This is a genomic window from Teichococcus vastitatis, assembly GCF_003604215.1.
Classification (GTDB): domain Bacteria; phylum Pseudomonadota; class Alphaproteobacteria; order Acetobacterales; family Acetobacteraceae; genus Pseudoroseomonas; species Pseudoroseomonas vastitatis.
In genome coordinates this window covers 14,984-36,743 of the sequence record NZ_QXGS01000028.1, presented here as the reverse complement: position 1 = coordinate 36,743, position 21,760 = coordinate 14,984, and the positions used below count along the sequence as shown (strand labels likewise).

Annotated in this window: 17 protein-coding genes; 5 read left to right on the top strand and 12 right to left on the bottom strand. The window is 70.0% G+C overall.

Annotated features, from left to right (window positions below):
* The 5 genes from D2K64_RS18900 to def all read right to left on the bottom strand — a co-directional run.
* On the bottom strand, positions 1–784 hold a 784-nt coding region (locus D2K64_RS18900), incomplete at its 3' end, for a porin family protein (RefSeq protein ID WP_157985941.1).
* Between the two features lie 175 nt (positions 785–959).
* Positions 960–2,093 carry a 5-(carboxyamino)imidazole ribonucleotide synthase gene (locus D2K64_RS18895; protein WP_120009940.1) on the bottom strand — a complete coding sequence of 378 codons (1,134 nt, stop codon included), beginning with the start codon at positions 2,091–2,093 and terminating at the stop codon, positions 960–962.
* Positions 2,090–2,545 (bottom strand): 5-(carboxyamino)imidazole ribonucleotide mutase, encoded by a 456-nt coding sequence (gene purE / locus D2K64_RS18890; RefSeq protein WP_120009943.1) that lies wholly within the window; start codon positions 2,543–2,545, stop codon positions 2,090–2,092. The genes D2K64_RS18895 and purE overlap by 4 nt, the downstream gene beginning before the upstream one ends.
* Before the next feature lie 166 nt (positions 2,546–2,711).
* Positions 2,712–3,305 (bottom strand): COQ9 family protein, encoded by a 594-nt coding sequence (locus D2K64_RS18885; protein ID WP_120009939.1) that lies wholly within the window; start codon positions 3,303–3,305, stop codon positions 2,712–2,714.
* A complete protein-coding gene (def, locus tag D2K64_RS18880; protein WP_120009938.1) occupies positions 3,302–3,820 on the bottom strand; it encodes a peptide deformylase in 519 nt (172 codons plus the stop codon). The genes D2K64_RS18885 and def overlap by 4 nt, the downstream gene beginning before the upstream one ends.
* Positions 3,821–4,032: 212 nt before the next feature.
* On the opposite strand from def, the gene rpsU reads away from it, so the two are divergent.
* The 3 genes from rpsU to D2K64_RS18865 all read left to right on the top strand — a co-directional run bounded on the left by rpsU (position 4,033) and on the right by D2K64_RS18865 (position 8,671).
* A complete protein-coding gene (gene rpsU, locus D2K64_RS18875; RefSeq protein ID WP_007006360.1) occupies positions 4,033–4,236 on the top strand; it encodes a 30S ribosomal protein S21 in 204 nt (67 codons plus the stop codon).
* Positions 4,237–4,429: 193 nt separating this feature from the next.
* A complete protein-coding gene (locus tag D2K64_RS18870; protein ID WP_238384289.1) occupies positions 4,430–5,572 on the top strand; it encodes an efflux RND transporter periplasmic adaptor subunit in 1,143 nt (380 codons plus the stop codon).
* Positions 5,573–5,587: 15 nt separating this feature from the next.
* Complete coding sequence (locus tag D2K64_RS18865) at positions 5,588–8,671, top strand: efflux RND transporter permease subunit (RefSeq protein WP_120009937.1); 3,084 nt, start codon at positions 5,588–5,590, stop codon at positions 8,669–8,671.
* Between the two features lie 223 nt (positions 8,672–8,894).
* Here the strand turns inward: D2K64_RS18865 and D2K64_RS18860 are convergent, their stop codons facing one another.
* The 5 genes from D2K64_RS18860 to D2K64_RS18840 form a co-directional block, all read right to left on the bottom strand.
* Positions 8,895–9,113, bottom strand: coding sequence for a DUF3072 domain-containing protein (locus D2K64_RS18860; RefSeq protein WP_238384288.1), 219 nt, complete (start codon positions 9,111–9,113; stop codon positions 8,895–8,897).
* Positions 9,114–9,191: 78 nt separating this feature from the next.
* Positions 9,192–10,607 (bottom strand): MFS transporter, encoded by a 1,416-nt coding sequence (locus D2K64_RS18855; protein ID WP_238384287.1) that lies wholly within the window; start codon positions 10,605–10,607, stop codon positions 9,192–9,194.
* A 69-nt stretch (positions 10,608–10,676) separates the two neighbouring features.
* A complete protein-coding gene (locus D2K64_RS18850) occupies positions 10,677–12,842 on the bottom strand; it encodes an HWE histidine kinase domain-containing protein (protein WP_120009935.1) in 2,166 nt (721 codons plus the stop codon).
* Positions 12,843–12,962: 120 nt separating this feature from the next.
* A complete protein-coding gene (locus D2K64_RS18845) occupies positions 12,963–14,498 on the bottom strand; it encodes an MBOAT family O-acyltransferase (protein WP_120009934.1) in 1,536 nt (511 codons plus the stop codon).
* A 4-nt stretch (positions 14,499–14,502) separates the two neighbouring features.
* Positions 14,503–15,528, bottom strand: a complete 1,026-nt coding sequence (locus D2K64_RS18840; protein ID WP_157985940.1) for a hypothetical protein — start codon at positions 15,526–15,528, stop codon at positions 14,503–14,505.
* A gap of 753 nt (positions 15,529–16,281) precedes the next feature.
* On the opposite strand from D2K64_RS18840, the gene D2K64_RS18835 reads away from it, so the two are divergent.
* Positions 16,282–17,802 carry an SH3 domain-containing protein gene (locus D2K64_RS18835; protein ID WP_120009932.1) on the top strand — a complete coding sequence of 507 codons (1,521 nt, stop codon included), beginning with the start codon at positions 16,282–16,284 and terminating at the stop codon, positions 17,800–17,802.
* A 45-nt stretch (positions 17,803–17,847) separates the two neighbouring features.
* Here the strand turns inward: D2K64_RS18835 and D2K64_RS18830 are convergent, their stop codons facing one another.
* Positions 17,848–19,443: an ABC transporter substrate-binding protein gene (locus D2K64_RS18830; RefSeq protein WP_120009931.1), complete on the bottom strand. Its 1,596-nt coding sequence runs from the start codon at positions 19,441–19,443 to the stop codon at positions 17,848–17,850.
* Positions 19,444–19,661: 218 nt separating this feature from the next.
* Between D2K64_RS18830 and D2K64_RS18825 the strand changes: the two genes are divergently transcribed.
* Positions 19,662–20,774: a glycosyltransferase gene (locus D2K64_RS18825; RefSeq protein ID WP_157985939.1), complete on the top strand. Its 1,113-nt coding sequence runs from the start codon at positions 19,662–19,664 to the stop codon at positions 20,772–20,774.
* Here the strand turns inward: D2K64_RS18825 and D2K64_RS18820 are convergent.
* Entirely contained in the window at positions 20,763–21,722 is a 960-nt protein-coding gene (locus tag D2K64_RS18820; protein WP_120009929.1) for a helix-turn-helix domain-containing protein, read from the bottom strand. The two genes, D2K64_RS18825 and D2K64_RS18820, sit on opposite strands and share 12 nt — an antisense overlap.
* Positions 21,723–21,760: the final 38 nt, after the last annotated feature.

The following is a 21,760-nucleotide window of genomic DNA, read 5'->3' as shown; positions in this document are numbered from 1 at the left end:
CGAAGAACACCAGGTAGGTGCGGGCCGGGGCCGGCGCGGCGGCCGGAGCCGGGGCAACCGGAACCGGCGCCGGCGGCACAGGCTGGTTGAAGGCATAGCGGATGCCGATGAAGCCGGAGTGGTTGTAGTTGTCCACGTCAACCGAGCGGCTGACCGCCGCGCCCGTCGGGCCACGGTTGGTCACAGTCATCTCCGGGCTGAGCGTGCCCAGGAAGCGGTACTCGGCGGTGATCGCCAGGCCCGGCACGGCCGCGATCGGGAAGGCAAGACCGGCGATGCCCTGGAAGGCGAACTGGCCGTCCTCGTCATCGATGGTGATGCTGTTCACGCCGGCATTGGCCGGGTTGAAGCGGCTGCGCACGGTGTCGTACTCGTGCCACACATAGCCGACGCCGGCGCCCAGGTACGGCACCACGGGCAGGCCGAGGTTGAAGTCGTACAGGGCGTTGACCATCGCGCCGTAGGAACGGGCCTTGCCGCCGATACCCGGCAGGCTGCCGATCTGGTCGACCTCGTTCTCGCGGTAATTGCCCTCGAGCTCCGCGCGGAAGCCGTTGCCGAAGCCGTAGCCGAGGCTCAGCACGCCGCCCCAGCCATGGTCGAACTCCACATCGGCGGCGCCGAAGATGGACGGGCCGTTCTCCGGCAGGTCGACGCTCGTCGACTGCAGGTAGTTGTAGCCCGCGCCAGCACCGAGATACACGCCGGTCACCGGCTGCTGCGCGTGGGCCGCGAGCGGCAGCGACATCATCGTCGCGGCCAGAAGCGCCTTCTTGAGGCTCATTCGAAATCTCCTCGATCCACCAGAGGCATGCTCGCCGCGCTCATCACCGAGTTTCATCTGGGTTCTTGGCGCTGCGTGATCATCAACTAGCACTCCCCCGGCTACAGTACAGCGGGTGATGGAGTGATTCCGGCCACATGTGACTTCGCTGCCACAGCCCGTCCGGTTCCTCTGGTCACAGGCCGGAGAGTAGGTCCTCATCCCGCGCCTGTTCCACCGTGCCGCGGGGCAGCACGCGATTCAGATGGCCCATCTTGCGTCCTGCCCGGGCCTCTGCCTTGCCATAGAGATGAACGGAAACGGTGGGATTCGCCTGCGCGGCCAACAGCTTCGCCATGCCCTCCGGCCCCACCAGATTGCGCATCACCGCATCGGAATGCCGCTCCGCCGTGCCGAGCGGCAGGCCGGCCACGGCGCGGATGTGCTGGTGGAATTGGCTGGACTGGCAGGCATCCTGGGTCCAGTGGCCCGAATTATGCGGGCGTGGCGCGATCTCGTTGCCGAGCAGCGTGCCGTCCGGCAACAAAAAGAATTCCACCGCCAGCACGCCGACCAGTTCCAGCTCCGCCGCCACCTGGGCGGCATGGCGCCGGGCCGAATCGGCCACCGCGGCGGGCACCCGTGCCGGCGCGAAGCTGAGATCCAGGATGTGGTGGTGGTGGCGGTTTTCCACGGCATCATAGACCGCTGTGGCGCCATCCGGACCACGCGCGGCCACCGCCGAGATTTCCTGGGTGAAGGGCACAAAGGCTTCCAGGATCAGCGGCTTCGGGTGCAGCCGGGCGAAAGCGGCGGCGGCCTCCTCCGGGGCGCGGAGCACGGCCTGGCCGCGCCCGTCATAGCCGAATCGGGTGGTCTTCAGCACGGCCGGCAGGCCGATGCGGGCCAGGGCGGCCTGCAGGTCCTCCTCCGAGGCCACCGGCGCCCAGGGCGCCACCGGCACGCCGGCGGCCGCCAGGAAGGCCTTCTCCTGGAGCCGGTCCTGACAGACAGACAGGGCCTTCATGCCGGGCCGGCAGGGCACCAGCGGCGCCAGGATCTCCAGCGTGCGGGAGGGCACGTTCTCGAACTCGAACGTCACCACGTCCACGGCGGCGGCGAAGGCAGCGAGCGTTGCCTCGTCCTCGTAGCCGGCCACGCTGCGGGCGGCGGCCACCTGCATGCCGGGCGAGTCGGCGTCGGGTGCGTAGACGTGGCACCGGTAGCCCAGTTCCGCCGCGGCCAGGGCCGACATGCGGCCGAGCTGGCCGCCGCCGAGGATGCCGATGGTGCTGTTGGGCGGCAGCGGCGCGTCCGGGTTCCGGCTCATGCCGGGGTCTCCGCCACCGACTCGGTCTGCGCCGCGCGGAAGGCGTCGAGCCGCGCGGCCAGCGCCGCATCGGTGGTGGCCAGCATGGCCGCTGCCAGCAGCGCCGCGTTCACCGCGCCAGCGCGGCCGATCGCCAGCGTGCCGACCGGGATTCCCGCCGGCATCTGAACAATGGAGAGCAGGCTGTCCATGCCCTTCAGGGCGTGGCTTTCCACCGGCACGCCGAGCACCGGCAGGCGGGTCATGGCGGCGGCCATTCCCGGCAGGTGCGCGGCACCGCCGGCCCCGGCGATGATCACGCGCAAACCGCGCCCGGCGGCGCCCTGCGCGTAATCATAAAGCCGCTGCGGCGTCCGGTGGGCCGACACCACCCGCGTCTCGTGCGGGATGCCGAGCTTGTCCAGCGTCTCGGCCGCATGCCGCATGGTTTCCCAATCGGAGCGGCTGCCCATGATGATGCCGACCAGCGGCGCGGCGGAGAGGGTGTCGGTCACGCGGGGGATCCTGAAACAAGGGAGCCAAGCCCGGGCCTGTGCCGCGCATGGCCCGGCTTGTCCACCGGTTTCTCCGCCTGTCACGCTGCCGGACGGCTTCTCCGGCCGGCGCTGTGACGCCGCCTCAAGCCGCCCTGCGCCGCGGGCGCTGGAGCCGCGCCACATCGGCCAGCCGCCGGTCCAGGAAGCGCAATGTCGCTTCCGCATCCGGATCGGGGTCCTGCAGCCAGTAGCCCACGGTGCTGGCGTACACCCCCGCCAGGGTGGCCCGGCGCGTATAAAAGGACAGATCGGCCGATGCGTCGCCCGCCGCCTGCCACATGGCGTCCACGCTGCGCGCCGTGGCACGCGCCGCGGCACCGTAGTTCCAGGGTAGGGCCAGCACCGCCAGGGCACGGCGTACCGCCTCCTTGTGCGGCGTGTGCTGCCGCAGCCGGATCTCCAGCAGGGTGCGGATGCGTGCGGGGGTGCGAAGCGCATCCAGCCCGAGTTCGGCGGCTTCGGCGGCCATGTCGCGGTCGGCGAGGTCGCTCCAGGCTTCCGCCATGCCGGCGGCTCCGCGCGGAAACAGCCAGTCGGCCGAGGCCGGATCGGCGCCGATGTCACGCAATCCGGCGCGCAGGGCAGCCGAGGTCCAGCCGAGCGCCGGGACATGCGGCAGGGTGGCGCGCAACGCGGCGTCGCGTTCGGCGCTGCGCTCCAGCGTCGCCGGGCTCATGGCCGTTCCGTCTGCTGGGCTGCCTGATGGGCAGCCCGGGCCAGTTCGTCGGTGAAGCCGAACAGCCCGAGATCGCTCATCCGGCTGGGGTAGAGCACGCCGTTCAAATGGTCGAACTCGTGCTGCATGACGCGGGCAATCAGGCCTTCCGCCTCCCCTTCCACCGCCTGCCCCTCGATGTCGGTGCCCCGGAACGCAACGCGGTGGGCACGCTCCACATTGCCGCGCAGCCCGGGAATCGACAGGCAGCCTTCCCAGCCGCGCTGGTCGGGCGGGCTGAGCAGCTCCAGCTCGGGGTTGATCAGCGCGGCGACGGCGTCGCCGTTGCGCCAGACGAAGATGCGCAACGGTTCATGCACCTGCGGCGCCGCCAATCCAAGGCCGGAGGCGTCCAGCATGGTTTCGGCCATGTCGCGCACCAGCCGGCGGATCTCGGGCGCCTGTGGGTCCGGCACCTGTTCGGCCACGCGCAGCAGCACCGGGTGGCCCATGCGGGCGATCTTCAGAATGGCCATGCAATCCCTCCGCCGCCAGCAACGCGACGCCTGGTCATTGGTTGTGATCCCCGTCCGCCCCGTGGGCGCCGGGAAACCCTTTGATCTTGCCGGATGCCATGCTACACGCCGCGCACCTTGCAGGAAGGCACCGGCGCTTGTCCGGCGCTTCGTGCTTTCGATTTCACACAACCTGGCGTGCCAGGCCGACTGGAAAAAGGATACCGCACAGCGTGCAGGTCGTCGTTCGGGACAATAATATCGATCAGGCCCTCAAGGCCCTGAAGAAGAAGCTGCAGCGCGAAGGCGTGTTTCGCGAGATGAAGCTGCGCCGCCACTATGAGAAGCCGTCTGAGCGCCGCGCCCGCGAGGCTGCCGAGGCCGTTCGCCGCGCCCGCAAGGTGGAGCGCAAGCGCCTGGAGCGCGAAGGCTTCTGATCCCCCGCCGCTCCCCCGTGGAGCGGCTGGACTGGCCGGCACCGCGGCTTGCAGGCTCAGCCCCGCATGAACCGCGGCTTTGCCGTTCCCAGTGTCCATTATCCAGGTGGACCGCCCTTTGCCTTCCGAATTGAATTGTAACGCACCGTAACGGCAGCTATGCCGGAGTGGCGCGGCGCTTTATGGCGAATGCATGCAAATTGCGCGTTCGCATCCCTGGCTGCTGGCGGGCGCGCTCGGCGTCGGGCTGGTAGCCGTCGCCCTCCCCTCCTTATCTCCGCACGCCCAGGAAACGCCCGCCCGGCGCCCAGCCGGCCTTCCGGTGGTCACCCGTGCCGCTGAGCGTGGGCCGATGCCACTGGAGATCACCGCGAATGGCAACGTGATGGCCGAGGCCACGGTGGCGGTGCGCAGCCGAGTCGAAGGGCAGATGCGGCAGGTGCATGTGCAGGAAGGCCAGCGGGTGAAGCGCGGCGATGTGCTGTTCACCCTGGATGCCCGCATGGCCGAGGCGCAGCTGGCACAGCAGGAGGCGCAGGCGGCCCGTGATCGTGCCCAGGCGGTGCGGGCGCGACAGGATGCGGTGCGCTACACCTCCCTGCGGGGGGAAGGCTTCGCCGCGCAGCAGCGCCTGGAACAGGCCCAGGCGGACGCGGCCGCCGCCGAGGCCACGGTGCGCGCCACCGAGGCGCAGATCGCGCAGACCCGCATCACCCTCGGCTACGCCACCATCCGGGCAGAGCTGGATGGACGGCTCGGCGCCATTCCGGCCACCGAGGGCAACCTGGTTCGCGCCGGCGACACCGCGCCGCTGGCCACCATCACCCAGACGGACCCGATCCAGGTTCAGTTCGCCGTGCCGGAACGCTGGCTGCCGGAGATCCAGTCCGCCATGCGGCAGGGACAGCCCACGGTGACAGCGCATCCCCCCGGGGACCACAAGGCGCCGGTGGAGGGCCGGCTGTTCTTCGTGGACAGCCAGGTGGATGCCACCTCCGGCACCATTCAGCTCAAGGCCCGCTTCGCCAACCCGCAGGACAGCCTCTGGCCCGGCCAGTACGTCAATGTGGTGCTGGTGCCGCGGGTGGAGCCGGATGCGCTGTCGGTGCCGGTGCAGGCGGTGCAGACCGGATCGGGCGGCGAGCGTTACGTCTACGTGGTGGATAGCGAGTCGCGGGCCCGCCGCCGCGCCGTGGCCCTGCAGCGCGTGGTCTCGGGCCGCGCCGTGCTGGAAGCCGAGATCGCCGCCGGCGACAAGGTGGTGGTCGAGGGCGCGCAGCTGCTGTCCGACGGCGCCCGCGTGACGGAGCGCGGGGCCGCCCGCCCGCAAAGCTGAGCCTGGGGACCCACCATGCACCTGTCCGAGCTTTGCATCCGCCGCCCCGTGATGACCGGGTTGCTGGCGGTCGCCGCCGTGCTGGCCGGCATCATCGCCTACCTGCAGCTGCCCGTGGCCGCGGTGCCGCGGGTAGATTTCCCGGTGATCTCGGTCAGCGCCGACCTGCCCGGCGCCAGCCCGGAGAACATGGCAAACTCGGTCGCGCTGCCGCTGGAGCGGGAATTCTCCACCATCGCCGGCATCGACCAGATGTCCTCCACCTCGGGCTCGGGCCGCACCTCGATCACGCTGCAATTCGTGCTGGGCCGCGACATCGACGCGGCGGCGCTGGACGTGCAGGCGGCGATCTCCCGGGCGCAGCGGCGGCTGCCGCAGGAGATGACCAACCCGCCCTCCTTCCGGAAGTCCAACCCGGCCGACGCGCCGGTGGTGCTGCTGAACCTGAAGGGTGGCGACGTGCCGCTCTACCGGCTGAACGAGGTGGCGGCGGTGCTGATCTCGCCCGCCCTGTCGCGCATCCCGGGCGTCGCCCAGGTGGTCACCTATGGCGAGCAGAAATACGCTGTCCGCATCCAGCTCGATCCCGACCGCGTGGCGGCGCTGGGCTATGGCTTCGACGAGGCACAGCAGGCCATCTCCGCGGCCAACAGCAACACCCCGGTCGGAACGCTGAACGGCCCGCGCCAGCAGCTGACGCTGCGCGCCAATGACCAGCTGCAGGATGCCGAGCAGTTCCGCCGCCTGATCATCGGCGGCCGCAACAACGCGCCGATCCGTGTGCAGGACGTCGCCACCGTGCTGGACGGGGTGGAGAACAACCGGATCGCCGCCTGGGTGAACGGCGAACGCGGCCTGACGCTGGCGGTGCAACGCCAGCCGGATGCCAACACCGTTGATGTGGTGGATGCGGTGAAGGCCGCCATTCCCGGCCTGCAGGCCGCGCTGCCCCCAGGCGCCGAGATCATCGTCATGCTGGACCGCTCCGCCTCGATCCGCGAGGCGGTAGGCGACGTGCAGCACCACCTGATGATCGCGGTGGGGCTGGTGGTGCTGGTGATCTTCCTGTTCCTGCGCAAGGTCAGCGCCACGCTGATCCCGGCCATCGCGGTGCCGATCTCGCTCGCCGGCACCTTCGGGCTGATGTACGCGCTGGGCTACGGCATCGACAACATCACCCTGCTCGGCATGACGCTGGCGGTGGGGCTGGTGGTGGACGACGCCATCGTGATGCTGGAGGCCATCGTCCGGCACATGGAGGACGGCATGCATCCTCTGGCCGCCGCCATCCGCGGTGCCCGGGAGATCGGCTTCACCATCATCTCCATCACCTTGTCGCTGATTGCCGTGTTCATCCCGATCCTGCTGATGGGCGGCGTGGTCGGGCGGGTGTTCAACGCCTTCGCCGCCACCGTGTCGCTGGCGGTGATCGTGTCCTGCTTCGTGTCGCTGACCCTGACACCGCTGATGGCCAGCCGCCTGCCGGCCCATGGCAGGCCCTCCCGCTTCGATGCGATGCTGGAGCGCGGCTTCCAGGCGGTGGAGCGCGGCTATGGCTGGATGCTGGACAAGGCGCTGCGCTTCCGTCCGGCGGTGTGGCTGATCTTCCTCGCCTCGATCGCCCTGTCCGCCTGGCTGGCCGTCACCATCCCCAAGGGCTTCTTTCCGGTGGAGGATACCGGCCTGCTCAGCGTCTCCACCGAGGGGCCGCAGGACACGTCCTTCGATGACATGGTGGTTCGGCAGGGCTACGTGGCGGAGATCGTGCGGCGCCATCCCTCCGTGGTGCAGGTGAATTCCTCGGCCGGCATCGGCGGCATCAGCCAGGCGCTGAACCAGGGCCGCATGTTCGTACAGCTGAAGCCGCGCAGGGACCGCGAGGCTATCCAGGGCATCATCCAGGATCTGCGCCGCCAGACTTCCGGGATCCCCGGCATGCGGGTGTTCTTCAACCCGATCCAGAACCTGAACTTCGGCGCCCGTCCGTCGCGCACCCTCTACCAGTACACCCTGCAGGGGCTGCGCGCCGACGAACTGTACGACTGGTCCACCCGCATGACCGAGGCGCTGCGCGGCCTGCCGGAACTGCAGGACGTGAACTCCGACCTGCAGATGGCCGCGCCGATCCTGTCGGTGAACGTGGACCGCGACAAGGCGGCGGCGGTGGGCGTCTCGGTGGATCAGGTGCGCCAGGTGCTTTATTCGGCTTTTGGGTCGCGGCAGATCTCCACCATCTACGGCGCCTCGGATTCCTATGCCGTGATCCTGGAAGCCCTGCCGCGCGACCAGCAGGACGAGGCAGGTCTGGCCAAGATCTATCTGCGCGGCTCCGGCGGCCGGCTGGTGCCCCTGGCCGGCATCGCCACGCTGGAGCGCCGCGTCGGCCCGCTGACCGTGGCCCATCAGGGCCAGCTGCCCGCGGTGACCATCGGCTTCAACACCGCCCCCGGCGTGGCGCTGGGCGACGCCACCACCGCCATCGCCGGGGTGGAGCGCGATTTCGGCCTGCCGCCCACCATCGTCACCGGCTATGCGGGAACGGCGCAGATCTTCCAGGACGCGCTGGCCGGCCAGGGCATGCTGCTGCTGGCCGCCGTGCTGATCATGTACCTGGTGCTGGGCGTGCTCTACGAATCGCTGGTGCATCCACTGACCATCCTGTCCGGCCTGCCCCCTGCGGCGCTGGGGGCGCTGGCAACCCTGTGGCTGTTCGGGCTGGAACTGTCGGTGATCGCGGTGATCGGCGTGCTGCTGCTGATCGGGCTGGTCAAGAAGAACGCCATCATGGTGGTGGACGTGGCCCTGGCACGGCAGCGCGCAGGCGATGACCCGCTGACTGCGGTGCGGGACGCCAGCCTGCTCCGCTTCCGGCCGATCATGATGACCACCCTGGCCGCCGCCGCTGGCGCCGTGCCGATCGCCGCCGGCTGGGGTGCGGCGGCCGAGCTGCGCCAGCCCCTCGGATTGGCCGTGGTGGGTGGCCTCGCCGTGTCGCAGGCGCTGACGCTGTTCGTGACGCCCGTTCTGTACCTGGCCTTCGACAGCTTGGCGCGGCGCTTCAGCCGCAGCGGCGTCGCACAGCACCAGCCGGCCGAGTAGGCTCCCTCCGGCATCCAGCGCCGGCGCTGCCGACCGGCCAGATCCCGGTGTGTTTCACGCGGTCGTCACGATCAGTAGCCGGCGGGATCGAGAAATACCGGCTTGCGGACCGTGGTATACGGAGTGCCGGCACTGACCTGCCTCAGGCATCGATCCAGGGCGACGCCAGGCAGACCGGCCATGCCGGTGCCTGACGTTCCGGACACCTGCGGCGTCGCGGCGCCTAGTGGTCGCGGCCGCGCCCGGTTTTGCCCTGCAGCGCGTCGATGCGCTGACTGGCTTCAGCCTTGGTCAGCTTCGGATCGAATTCCTCGCCCGCTTCCTCGCACAAGGTCTGCAAGTAACTGGCCTGGGCCCCGGTCATGCTTTCATCGCCGGTGGTCCAGTTTTCCGGATCCTTGACCGTGTTGCTGGGCACGTCCTGCGCGTCGTCCTTGGCCATGATGGTTTCCTTGTTCATCATCCGTTCCCATAACGGCGCGGCCGGGGTTGAGTTTCTCCGGGCCTCGCAGCGGGATGGCTACCGCCGGCGCGCACCGCCGCCGGCGACGATCCCCTCGCCCACATCCCGCGGCAGCCCGATCGCGAGGGGCGCGGCGAGCAGCGTCAGCAGCGCTCCCACCAGGAAGCCGGCGGTGAAATCCGGCATCGCCGCCGCGCTCCGCCCGCTCAGGGCCACGCTCGCCTGCAGCGTCGCCGAAGCCAGCGCGACCCCCAGCGCCTGCGGCAGCTGCTGCGCGGTGCTGTACAGGCTAGTGGCGGCCGACAGCTTCTCCTGCGGCACGTCGGCATAGGCCAGCGTGTTCAGCGTGGTGAAGTGCAGCGAGCGGCACAGGCCGCCCAGCAGCAGCACCACGAACACCGCCGACATAGGCCAGCCGGGCCGGAAGGCGCCGCAGGCGGCGATGCAGAGCGCGGCCAGCACGGCGTTCCAGATCAGCACGCCGCGAAAGCCGAAGCGGCGCAGCGCGAAGCGCGCCATCGGCTTCATGGCGAAGGCGCCCAGCGCGGTGGCGAAGCTGACCATGCCGCTCTGCGCGGCGCTGGCGCCGAAACCGAGCTGCAGCGTCAAGGGGATCAGGAACGGCACCGACCCGGCGCCGATGCGGAACAGCACGCCGGACACATTCGGCGCCCGGAAGCTCGGGATCGACAGCAGACTGAAATCCAGCGCCGGGTTCGTCACCTTCAGGCAGTGCCGCACCGCCCACACGGCCAAGCCGATGCCGGCCAACAGCACGCCCTCGGCCATCCAGGACGGCACCAAACCCCGGCCCAGGGTCTCGAAGGCGAACATCAGGCAGGCCAGCGCCACGCCCACCAGGGTCAGGCCCCGGATGTCGGGCGGCGGCGGCAGGGTGGCCGGCAAGGCGGGGATGATCCGCCAGACCAGCAGCATGCCGAGAACGCCCACCGGCACGTTGATCCAGAACACCGCGCGCCAGGAGATCAGGTCCGTCAGCAGCCCACCCACGGGGGGGCCGAGCAAAGGGCCGAGCAACCCCGGCATGGTCAGCCAGGTGGTGACCGACAGCAACTCCTCCTTGCGCACGCGGCGCAGCAGCAGCAGCCGGCCGACCGGCACCATCATGGCGCCGCCCAGGCCTTGCAGCACCCGCGCCGCCACCAAACCGGCCAAGCCGGTGGACAGGCCGCACAGCGCCGATGCCAGGGTGAAGGTGCCGATCGCCGCCAGAAACACCTGCTTGGCGCCGAAGCGGTCTGCCACCCAGCCCGACAGCGGGATGAACACTGTCAGCGCCACCAGGTAGGAGGTGATCGCCACCCCCATCACGAGTGGATCCTCGCCGAGGGACCGCGCCATTGCCGGCAGGGCGGTCGCCACCACCGTGCTGTCGAGGTTCTGCATGAACAGGGCGCTGGCAACAATGGCCGCCATCAGCCGGGGGTCGGGGAGCTTCGATTCGTCAGGCACGGGCACAGGCTACGCCCAGCCGCTGCCGGCTGCCATCGGAGGAGGTCGGGAAAACGGCCGCGGCCGGGCTCAGTCGGCGGTGATCTCGGTGACCAGGCGCGTCATCGGCACCATCATCTGGCAGCACAGCCCGGCCTGCCGCCATTCCCAATGCACGGTGCCGCCCAGCTGCTGCCGCGCCGTTGTCTCGATCACGCGGGCGCCGAAGCCGCGCCGGGCCGGCGGCCCGCTGAGGGCCGGGCCGTCCAGCTCCATCCATTGCAGGTGAAGCACGTCGCTGCCGCGCGCCGCGTCCCGCTCCTGGTGCCAACGCAGCGTCACGCGCCCTCCCGGCCGGGACAGGGCGCCGTGCCGGGCGGCGTTGCTGGCGAGCTCATGCACCACCAGCGACAAGGGCTGAACCGCCTCCACCTTCAGGATCAGCTCAGGCCCCTCTAGCTCCAGCGCGCCGTGCAGCCCATCGCCCAGCAGAGCCGCCATCTCCCCCTTCAGCAAGGCATGCAGGCCGGCGCCGCGCCATTCCTCCTCGGCGAGCCGGATCTGCGCCCGGGCCAGCGCGGAAACCCGTCCTTCCACGGCGCGTACAAAGGCCTCCAGGCTGTCGGCCCTGGTCATCCGCAGCGCCGCCTGCACCACCGCCAGCGCATTTTTGGCGCGGTGGTCCACCTCCCGCGCCAGCACCCGGTTGTGCTCGGCGGTGAGGCGGGATTCCGTGACATCCTCGAAGGTGCAGACCACCAGCAGGGACTGCCCGGCGGTGCCGCGCACGGGCGCGGCGTTCATCTCCAGAGAGATCACCTTGCCATCGTCCCGGCAATACAGCATCGGCTCGGCCACCACGGTTTCGCCGAGGCGCAGCGCCCGGGCCACCGGGAAATCCTCCGCCTCGTAAGGCAGGCCGTCGCGACGCAGGCTGCCAAAGGCGGCCTGCAGGGTCAGCGGCGTGTCCAGCTCCAGCGGGCGGCCCAGGATCTGCAGCGCCCGCGCATTGCGGAAGCACAGTCGGCCGGACGGCATTTCGACCAGCACCACGCCCACCGGCATCTGTTCCAGCACGGCGCGCAGCCGCGCCTCGCCTTCGGCCAGCTCGTGCTCGCGCCGCCGGAGCGTGGTCAGCAAGCTGGCCAGCGAGTCGGCCAGGGTGGCGACCTCGCGCACGCGGCCGCTGCGGGGAATCGGGACGGCCAAGTCGCTGCGCAGCCGCCGCGCGGCGGCTGACAAGCGCTGCAGGGGCCTGGCCACAACTCCCGCGATGCCCCAGCCGAGCAACGCCGCCAGCAGCGCCGCTGCCGCACCCCAGCCCAGGATGCGGTGGCGCAGCCGCTGCACCGGCGACAAAGCCGCCGCCGCATCGCCCCGCACCAGCACCGTCCAGCCGGGTCCCGGCAGGTCGCGCTGGCCACGCATGGGCGCGAAGCCCACCAGAAGGGAACCCGCCACAGCGCTGCCGGCACGCCCGCGCGCCAGCATCGGCAGGGCGCCCGGCGCCAGGCTTTCCAGCCTCGCCTCCCCGGCTGCGATCGCCTGGCCCGGCAACACCTCGCCGTCGCGGGACAGCAGCACGGCGTCCACGCCCCGCCGCCGCTCGCGCAGCGGCGCCAGCGCCTCCCGGCTGAGCGCGGCCGCCCAATCCCAGAACAACGGCCCGGCCACCACCCCGCGCAGCGCACCGGCGGCGTCGAACACCGGCGCCGCCAAGTCGATCAGCCGCGCCGTGTCGCCCGGCCGCGGCGCCAACAGCCCGGGATCCCGCACGCCGCCCACGAAGGACCGCAGGCGCCCCTGGCGGAAATACTCATCCCCCGTGACGTCCAGCCCTTCGAGCGAACCGTTGCTGCTGGCGATCACCCGGCCATCCGGCGCGATCAGCATCAACAGGGCATAGCCCTGGTGATGGCTCTGCACCTGCCGCAGCACCTCGCGCTGCTCCTCCGGCCGGCCGCCGCCGTCGCGCATCAGCGGCAGGAAGGCGAGCAACTGCACCTCGCGCAGACGCTCGAACAGCGATCGGTTCAGCAGGTCCGCCAGCCGTTCCGCGGCCACCGTGAACTCGGCGCCGATGTCACGCTGCAGCCGTTGCTCCAACTGCGCGCCGAGCATCAGGGCCGCGGCACCCGTGGCCAGCAGGCCGAAGCCGCCCATAAGCAGGGCCAGCAGCACCCGCAGCCCGATCTGCCGCCGTGGCGCGGCCCCCGTCTGCGGAATTGCTCCTGGGGGCAAGGTGCCGTCGGGCATCACCGCGTGATGTTCCCGGCTCCGGACATACCGACCCATTCTCCTCGTGGTTGCATAACTCTAGCAATCCACCAGGGTAACGAGCAATCCACTCGTCGATCATCGAGGCATGGCCCAGGATCAGAACTGGAAGTATACGAACTCCTTCACGTCGGCCATCAGCGCCAGGGCCAGCAGGAAGGCCATGGCTGCGGCGGCGGCCGACACGGGATGGGGCCGGAAGCGCAGTAGCCAAGGCATCGTTACCTCGCCCTCCCCGCCATCGACGATCTGCTGCGAGTTGGGGGCCGCCAGCACCAGGAGGATACCCAGCCCCAGCATGCCGAAGCTGATCGCCGCAGTCAGCAGCCGCATGCCGCCGATCGCTTCCACCAGGGCCGCCGGCCCTCCGGCCCAGGTGAGGCCGACAAGCTCGGCATGGGCGGGCTGCATCCATCCCTGCAGGCCGCCCAGCCCGGCCAGCATGGCGGCGGCGGCAGGCAGATCGGGTGCCGCGAAGAACACCCAGGCAAACATCACGGCCAGCAGAGTCAGCGACCAGGCCGGAATCCGCCCCAGCGTCCGGTCGCGGCCGGCGATGCGGGCGCGCCCCACCCTGCTGCGCCAGGCATGGTTCATCAGCAGGTAGAGTCCGTGCAGCGCTCCCCAGATCACGAAGGTCCAGCCGGCGCCGTGCCACAGCCCGCCCAGCACCATGGTGACGAGGAGGTTGGCGTTCCGCCGCCCCGTGCCGAGCCGGCTACCGCCCAGCGCGATGTAGACGTAGTCGCGCAGGAAGCGCGACAGAGTCATGTGCCAGCGGCGCCAGAAATCGATCACCGACGTGGCGCGGTAGGGCGAATCGAAATTGTATGGAAAGCGGATGCCGAACATGCGGGCCAGCCCGATCGCCATGTCCGAATAGGCCGAGAAATCGAAGTACAGGCCGATCGAGAAGGCGAGCAGCGCCACCCATGCCTCGGCGAGGCCCGGCGGAGCCAGGGCAGCCGTCTGGAACACCGGGGTGGACAAGGCACCGACCGGATCGGCGATCACCAGCTTCTTGATGAGTCCGATGGTGAAGAAGGTGAGGCCCGCCGCAACATCGGCGGAGCGGAACCGATAAGTCGCGCCGCGGTGAAACTGCGGGATCAATTCATGGTGGTGAACGATCGGCCCCGCGATCAGGTGCGGAAAGAACGTCACGAACAGGGTGTAGTCGAGCAGGCCATAGGGTTCGGCGCGCCCGCTGCGGCAATCCACCAGAAAGGCAATCTGCAGAAAGGTGTAGAAAGAGATCGCCAATGGCAGCACCACGCCCGCCACGGCGAATTCGAGGCCGGTCAGCGCCCCCACATTCTGCATCACGAAGCTGGCATATTTGTACCAGGCTAGCAGCCCGATATTGCCGGCAACGCCCAGAACCATCAGCCCGCGCGACCAGCCCGGCCTGTCATCGCGCCAGAACAGGATGCCTCGGCCCAGGGCGAAGTTGATCGCCATGGAGAGCAGCAGCAGGCCGAGATACAGCCAGCTCCACCAGCCATAGAACACCAGCGAGGCGACGAGCAGCCACAGCCGCGCCGGCCGCGTGTCCGGCAGGCGGCCGAGCAGGAAGAAGCCGGCCAGGGTGATGGGCAGGAACAGCAGGATGAAGATGTGGGAGTTGAACAGCACGGTCTCAGCTTCCCGTGCCGCCGGCGCTGCCGCCCGTGCCGCGCAGCGCCGCGGCGATGAACCGGGTGAACTCCCTGTGGTGGGGAAAGATCAGATGCACCGGGTCGGCGAAGCGGGCATCGTCCCAGGCAAGCGCGTGCCCCTCGATCAGCAGGGTCTCGCCCCGTCGCAGCGCCTGCCGCATCTGCGCCACCCAGCCGGCGATGCGGCCGCCGTCCGGATCATTCTCCGCGCGCCATTCAGGCATCACCGGCAGCGTCACCACCACCAGCCGCGCCCCGTGCCGCGCTGCCGCCGCTTCCAGCTCCGTCAGGCCGGCGAAGCAATCCTGGTCGATCTCCATGGGCGGGCGCCAGGATTGCGGCCGGCGCAGCACGGCGGAGCCGAGGCCGTCATGGGCCTCGCGCTCTGCCAGTGGCACGGTCTGGCCGGCGCGCTCCGCGGCGGCGCGGGCCAGGTAGAGCGGCCGGAAGCCACTCACATAAGGCAGCCAGCGCGGCACGGTGCCGTCCAGGAAGGCGGAGAACAGCGCGGGATCAAGAAAATCCCGGGCTGCCGCCGGGCAGGACTCGAAGTCGCGCGGCGCCACCACGGTCAACAGCGTCGTGATCTCCGGCAGGCGCGGCAGCAACTGCTCGGCCAGGAAGGCGGTCTGGTCGATGTGCAGGTAACAAGGCGCGGCGTTGTAGGCGCGGCTGGCCGGCAGGGCCGCCTGCAGCGCTGGCATGTCGAGATTGCGCAAGGTCGCGGAGGAGCCGAGCGCCAGCAAGGTCCGGTCCTCCAGCTGCGCGTCACGCAGCTCGGCGAGCTTACCGTCGATGCAATCGGTGGCCGCGAGTGGCGGTGGCGCCAGCAGGTCCTGCTTCGCCAGCAGCCAATGCGCGCCGGTTATGGCACCCAACCCGATCAGCACCAGAAGCAGGAAGCACCAGAGGAACCGTGCGGGACCTGGGGCGGCATTGTCGCGCAGGGTGGCCGCGACAGGATGCTTCCGCGGGCGGGAAGTCTCGGGGACAGACGGATCGGACAACGGGTCACCCCTGGCGCAAGCGCGTGCCGTCAGGCGCGGCGCGGCCATTTCAGGAAAAATCAAAAAGGCTTCAGGGCATCGCGCGACCTTCAGCAGGCGCGGCTGATACAGGGCGGCCCCATCGCGATCCGGCGCCCGCGCAAGATACGTCGTCACCGTTCCGCAGAACGGCGAGAGCCCTGGCGCGCTCCAGCACCCCGCGAAAGGCTGCGGGAAGCGGCGGCTAAGGCGGCGTGATCGTCATGACTACGCCGCGAAGGGCGTCCAAGCCGTGCATGCTCTTGTCTTAAGCAGCCCATCGCGCTGCATTCAACCGCCAAAGCCGCTGGAATGACGGCGGCTGCACACGATCCGGCGAGCATCTGCGGCGACTACCCTGACGGGCAGCGAGTTGCAGAATGCTGATCAACTATAGGTCGCCATGACGAAGATGTGATCATCATGGGCGGCGGTGTGCCCGCCGGAGGAATCGAAGAAGAAGCTCTGCCGTCCCGAAGGTAAAGCGCAGCCTCGGCAGGCAAAGCTTGCCCCGCGGGACTTAAACAGCCTCAATCATGATTGAAGCGCCGCCGCCGCTGGCAGCGGACGGATGCTTGGACCCGTTCCGCCTTCTGTGCGAGTTTGCCGGCCATGTCATCCCGCTTGCGTCCATCCCAGGGATCATCCGCGAAGAGGAATCTGGCGCCCGACGGCCTGGCCGGTCGCGAGGATCCCATGCCATCCGCCGCGCCCGCCGCAGGACCATCTGCCCCGATGCAGGATCAGGCCGGGCCGGACCTGCCGCAGCGGGAGCCGGGCATGGCCCCGCCCGGACCGCGCCGTCCGGCGAGTGCCAGATCTGCCGGCGCGGCCGGCGCCCCGCTGCCCGCGTCCGCCCCAGCCATGCCGCAGCCGGCGCTGCCGCCTGACCCGGCCCTGACCGGCGAATATGGGCCGCAGCCATCGGTTAGCGAGCAGCGCCGCGCCATTCTGCCGGAAGCGGCACGGCTGCTGGAAAACGCCGAGCTGGCCCGCGCCTACGAGGATTTCCGCGCGGCCGCCGTGGCCCTGTCGGGGGCCGGGATGCTGTTCGAGATGGTGCACCGCCCCGATCCCGCGGGCGGCGGCCTGGTTCCGCGCGAACCGCGCAACCTGTCGATCGCGGCCGTGCCGGATGCCGCACTCGGCGACGACGCGGCCACCGTGGTGCTGATGGGGGTCGGCTTCTGGGAATTCCTGCCCGGCTTCTTCTTCGGCAGCGATCGCATCATCGACGGCCGCCGCATCGCCATGGATGTGGGCAGCTTCCGCTTCACCGAGAACACCCCGTCCGGCGATGCCGAGATCATCGGCCAGACCGAGGCCGGTCCGCTGGCGCAATACATGCGCATCGACATCAGCGGCGACGGGCTGGTGAAGTCGCTGGCCGTCAGCAACCTGGCGCTGGGTGGCGCCTTCGTGGCGGCCTACCGCGCCTATGTCGAGGTGCTCGCCGGCTACCCCTACAAGCTGCTGCACCCCTATCGGCAGCTCAGCCAGCCGCAGGCGAGGCCGCAATCCCAGCCGGCGGAACCGGCAAGGCCGGCGCCCCGGCCGGTGCAGACCGGTGTCGGCGCGCTGCCGAACAGCCGTCCGCCGCCGCCACCGCGCGCGGCACAGGTGCGGCGCGGGCCATCCCGCGCCGCCTGGAGCTGGCTCGTGGTGCCGCCCCTGGTGGCGCTGGCCTTCTACCTAGGCAGCCTGACCTCGACCGGGGAGCCGGAGGATGTTGCCGGCAGCGTGCCCCAGCTTGCCCCCGGGTCTTCCCCGCAGCTCTCGCCATCGGTGCCGCCACCGGCCCGGACGGGGTCTGTGCCCCCCCTGTCACCCGTGGCGGAAGTGGACCTGCCACCACCGCCAGCGCTCTATGAAGGCGCGGACGACCCGCCCCTGCCCCTGCCGCCGCCCCCGGCACCGCCCCCGCCGCCCCGCCGCGGCGGCGAGATGGAGGCCGCGCCGCCGCCGGAGCTCGCGCCCGGTCCGCGCAACCTGGCGCTGCCGGACGGCTTGTCCGCGGCCGGCTCCGGCTATGTTCATCCGCCGCTCGCGGCGCCTCCGCCAGCCACCACCGCGCGGTTCGGGGTGGTGCGGCAATCGGCCAATGTCCGTGCCTCGCCGACCGGCGGCTCGCCGGTGCTACGGGTGCTGGCAACGGGCACGACGCTGCGCATCATCGAGGAAAACCAGGGCTGGCTGCGCGTCAGCACCGAGGATGGCGAGGCGCTGGGTTGGATCTACGGCGCCCTGGTGCGCTGAACCGCGGCCGGCAGGCGAACCCCGCCAACCGCGGTCACCTCCGGATCAGCCGGGCGTGACATCCATCGCGCGGGTCCGCTCATCCATGCGTGGATCGTGCTTCAGCCCCTTCTTCACCGCCCAGGTGTTCACCAGCTGGTGCAGCGGAAACATGGCGACGTCATCCATCGCCACCTTCACCGCCTGCTTCAGGATGTCCTCCCGCGCCTTGTCGTCCAGCGTGCCGAGAGCCTTGGCCGTCAGCGCGTCCAGCTCCGGATTGCTGTAGCGCCCGGAATTGTTGGCGCCGGTCCGCTTCTCGCTGTCATACGTGCCCAGGATGTTGACCAGCGCGTAGGAGGCTTCGCCGGTGGCACTGCCCCAGCCCACCAGGCGCATGCCGAATTCCTGGCGGTTCGCGCGCGCCGAGAAGGTGGACCAGGGCAGCGCGTCCACCTGCGTCTGCACGCCGATGCGGGTCCACATCTGCGCCACCGCCTGCGCCGTGCGCGCATCATTCGGGTAGCGGTCGTTCGGGGTGCTCAGCACCATGCGGAAGCCCTGCGGAAAACCGGCTTCCGCCAGCAGCTTCTTGGCACCATCGGGATCGTAGGCCGGCACCTTGACGTCGGGGTTGTAGGAATAGGCACCTGGCGGCAGCCACTGTCCGTTCGGGCTGGCGGTGCCCTGCATCACGCGATCCGCCAGCGCATCGCGCTGGATCGCCATGGTCAGCGCCTTGCGGACCCGGAGGTCGTTGAACGGGTTCTTCGGCAGCGGCCTGCCATCATTGTCGGTGACGTGGATCGGATCGGCGTCGCGCGAGCGGTCGGCCGACAGGTAGATGATGCGCAGCCCCTGGATCGAGGTGAGCTCGACCTTGGCTTCGCCCTTCAGCCGCGGCAGGTCGGACGACGGAACCGTATCAATGATGTCCACATCGCCCGACAGGATGGCGGCGGTCCGCGCCGGCGGCGATGAGATGATGCGGTAATCCACCGTGGCCCAGGCGGGCTTGCCGCTCCAATGGTTGTCGTTGCGCACCATCTGCACGCGGGTTCCGGGGCTGTAGGCCTGGAATTTGTACGGCCCGGTGCCGATGATCGCCTTGCCGCTGTTGTAATCCTCGGTGGCGGCGCCTTCCCCCGCGTGCTGGGAGATCACGGCGACGGAGGCCAGATCCGTGGGCAGCATCGGGTAGGGCCCGGGGGTGTGGAAACGCACCGTCAGCGGATCGATCGTTTCCACCCGCTCGATCGCGCGCACGAAGGAGCCGAAGCCGCCGGGGCTGTTCGGCACATCGGGCGTGCGCTTCACCGTGAAGGCGACATCCGCGGCCGTGAAGTCGCGGCCGTCATGCCACTTCACGCCGGGGCGCAGCTTGAACTCCCACACCGTCGGCTCCACCGCCCGCCAGCTGACCGCCAGTTGCGGCACCAGCTGTGCCTTGGCGTCGAATTCCACCAGCTTGTCGAAGAAATGGGCGGCGACGCTGTTGTTGGGCGAGGCATTGTAGAAATGTGGATCGAGCGAGGTCACGGCTCCGCCGATGGCGATGGTGAGGTTTTGCGCAGCAGCGGGCGCGGCCGCGAAGGCGGAGGTCGCGAACAAGGCGCTGCCGGCAAGCAGGGTCGCGCGGCGCGTCAGGAATCCCATGGTCATCAGCGGTCGGCTCCGTGGCGGTTGAACAGGTGACACATCGAAAGATGACGCAGGCGTAAGCGTTTGACAGCCGAAAAAGCCGCCATTTGCCGGCACGGCCCGGTCGCAACCGTCACGGCGGCGCGAAAAAGATGCCGCGCCTGCCGAAACTGGTCAGCCAAGGTAGCGTTTCCTCCTCTGGCCGGCCGTACGGGCCCGGCATAGGCGGGGCATGCGGCATGCGGATCGATGTGTTGGCGCAGCTGGACCATCCGATCGACGGTTCCTCCGCCGACGGACGGGAACGCCACACTCGAACGCTAGTCCAGGAATTGTTGCGCCTTGGCCACCGGGTCCGCTTGTTTGCCGCCGATGGCACCGACCCTGGCCTGAACCCGGTGTGCCTGGGACCAGCCACGGGCCGAGGCCGGCAGCGATCCGGCACCCGCGCGGCGGAAGCCGCAGCGGCCGCGCAATTCGATCTGCAGCGCCGCATGCTGACAGCGCTGGCGGATGACCCCGCCGACATCATCCACAACGACACGGCGCATGAATTGCCGGTGATGCTGGCGCACCGCCTGCCGGCGCCGATGGTAACCACGCTGCATGCGCTGCCGGACGAACCGCTGGGCACGGCCGTGCTGGAGCGCACCCGGCGCGACCTGCCGTTCACCGCCCTCTCGCCCGCCGTGGCGGAGGCCTGGCGACCGTTCCTGGGCGAGCTTCCGCTGGTGCCGAATGGCCTCCCGCTGGACCGCTTCCGGGCCTGCCTGCGGCAGCCGGACCTGACGCCGCACGCGGTCTGGCGCGGCCGGGTTGCGCCCGGGCAGGGCCTGATGATGGCGCTGCAGGCCTGCCTGATCGCCGGCATCCCGCTGATGGTGATCGGGCCGATCGGCGATGAGGATTTCTGGCGGGGACGGGTGCGGCCACGGCTGAGCAATGGCAGTCGCTACGTCGGCGTGCTGCCGCCCGACAGCATGCCGCTGGCCGTGGCCGAGGCGGCCGTGGCGGTCTGCACCGATCCCGCCAGCGATCCTTATGGCGAAGCGGCAATCGAGGCGCTGGCCTGCGGCACGCCGGTGACCGGCTTTGCCCAGAGCGCGCTGCCGACATTGGTGGATCGCCTCAGCGGTCGGCTGGCGCCGGCCGGCGGGGTCGCGGCACTGGCCCGCTGCATCCTGGCGGCCTTGCAGTTACGGCGCGCCGATTGCCGGCGGCGGGCCGAGCAGTTCTGCACCGCGCCGCGGATGGCGCAGGATTACCTGGCGGCCTATCACCGCGCCATCGCGCACCACCGGTCTCCGCCAGCCGATGGTACGACCCTCCGCGCTCCCGGCCTAAATTTCTGACGAGGGTGCTGGAACAGCGCCGCGCGCGCGGCGTCGCAGCGCGGAAGGCGGCATGCCGGACCGCCGCGCCACGAAGCGGGAGAAATAGGCCGGGTCGCTGAAGCCGCTGGCATAGGCGATCTCCGCGACGCTGAGGCTGGTATGGGTGAGCAGCCGCACCCCTTCCAGCAGCCGTCGGTCCTGCAGCAGCATCAGCGGCGAACGTCCCGTCACCTGACGGCAGGCCCGGGTCAGCTGCGCCGCGGAGACACCGAGTTGCCGGGCGTGCTGCGGCAGGCTGGCGGAAGCACGGAACTGCGCATCGATCAGCGCGCGGAAGCGCGATGTGAGTAAGGCCGCCCGGCTGGGCGGCCGTCCGCTGCTGCCGGTCTCTTCCGACAACTGTTCCACCATTCCGAGCAGTGTCAGCACGGCACCCACCAGTTGCGCCGCCTGCCCGGGCGCCCGCTCCAGTTCATGGGCGGCATCGAAGCTTCGCTGCACGGCGCGGAAGGCCTGGGACAGGCGGTGCTGGCACCGGCGCAGGGGGGCGGCATCCAGCGAGGAAACCTCGTCCCGCCGCAGCGATGGACCCAGCAGCGCCTGGTGCGCATCCAGAAACGCCGATGTCAGGGTCAGCACATGTCCCTGCGTGCCCCGGCGGAAACGGAAGCCATGCACCACGCCGGGCGGCATGATGAAGAGCCGGGGCGCCGAGAAGGCAAGCTCCTCCCCCTCCAACGTCAGCGTGCCGTCGCCGCGCCGGATCCAGAAGACCTGCTGCAGGATCCCGTGGCGATGCGGACGGATGATCCAATCGTGCAAATGGCTGCGGGCGTGGATCGTCTCCACATGCACCGGCTCCGGCGCGGGGTCGCTGTGCTGCTCGCCGTAGAGGGCGAAAACCGGGATCAGGGTGCTGCGCATCGGACCGAACGGATCGTCCAGGAATGCGCCGGCTTTGTCCATTGAGATGGAACCGGACCGCGCCGCATCCTCTGGCCGGA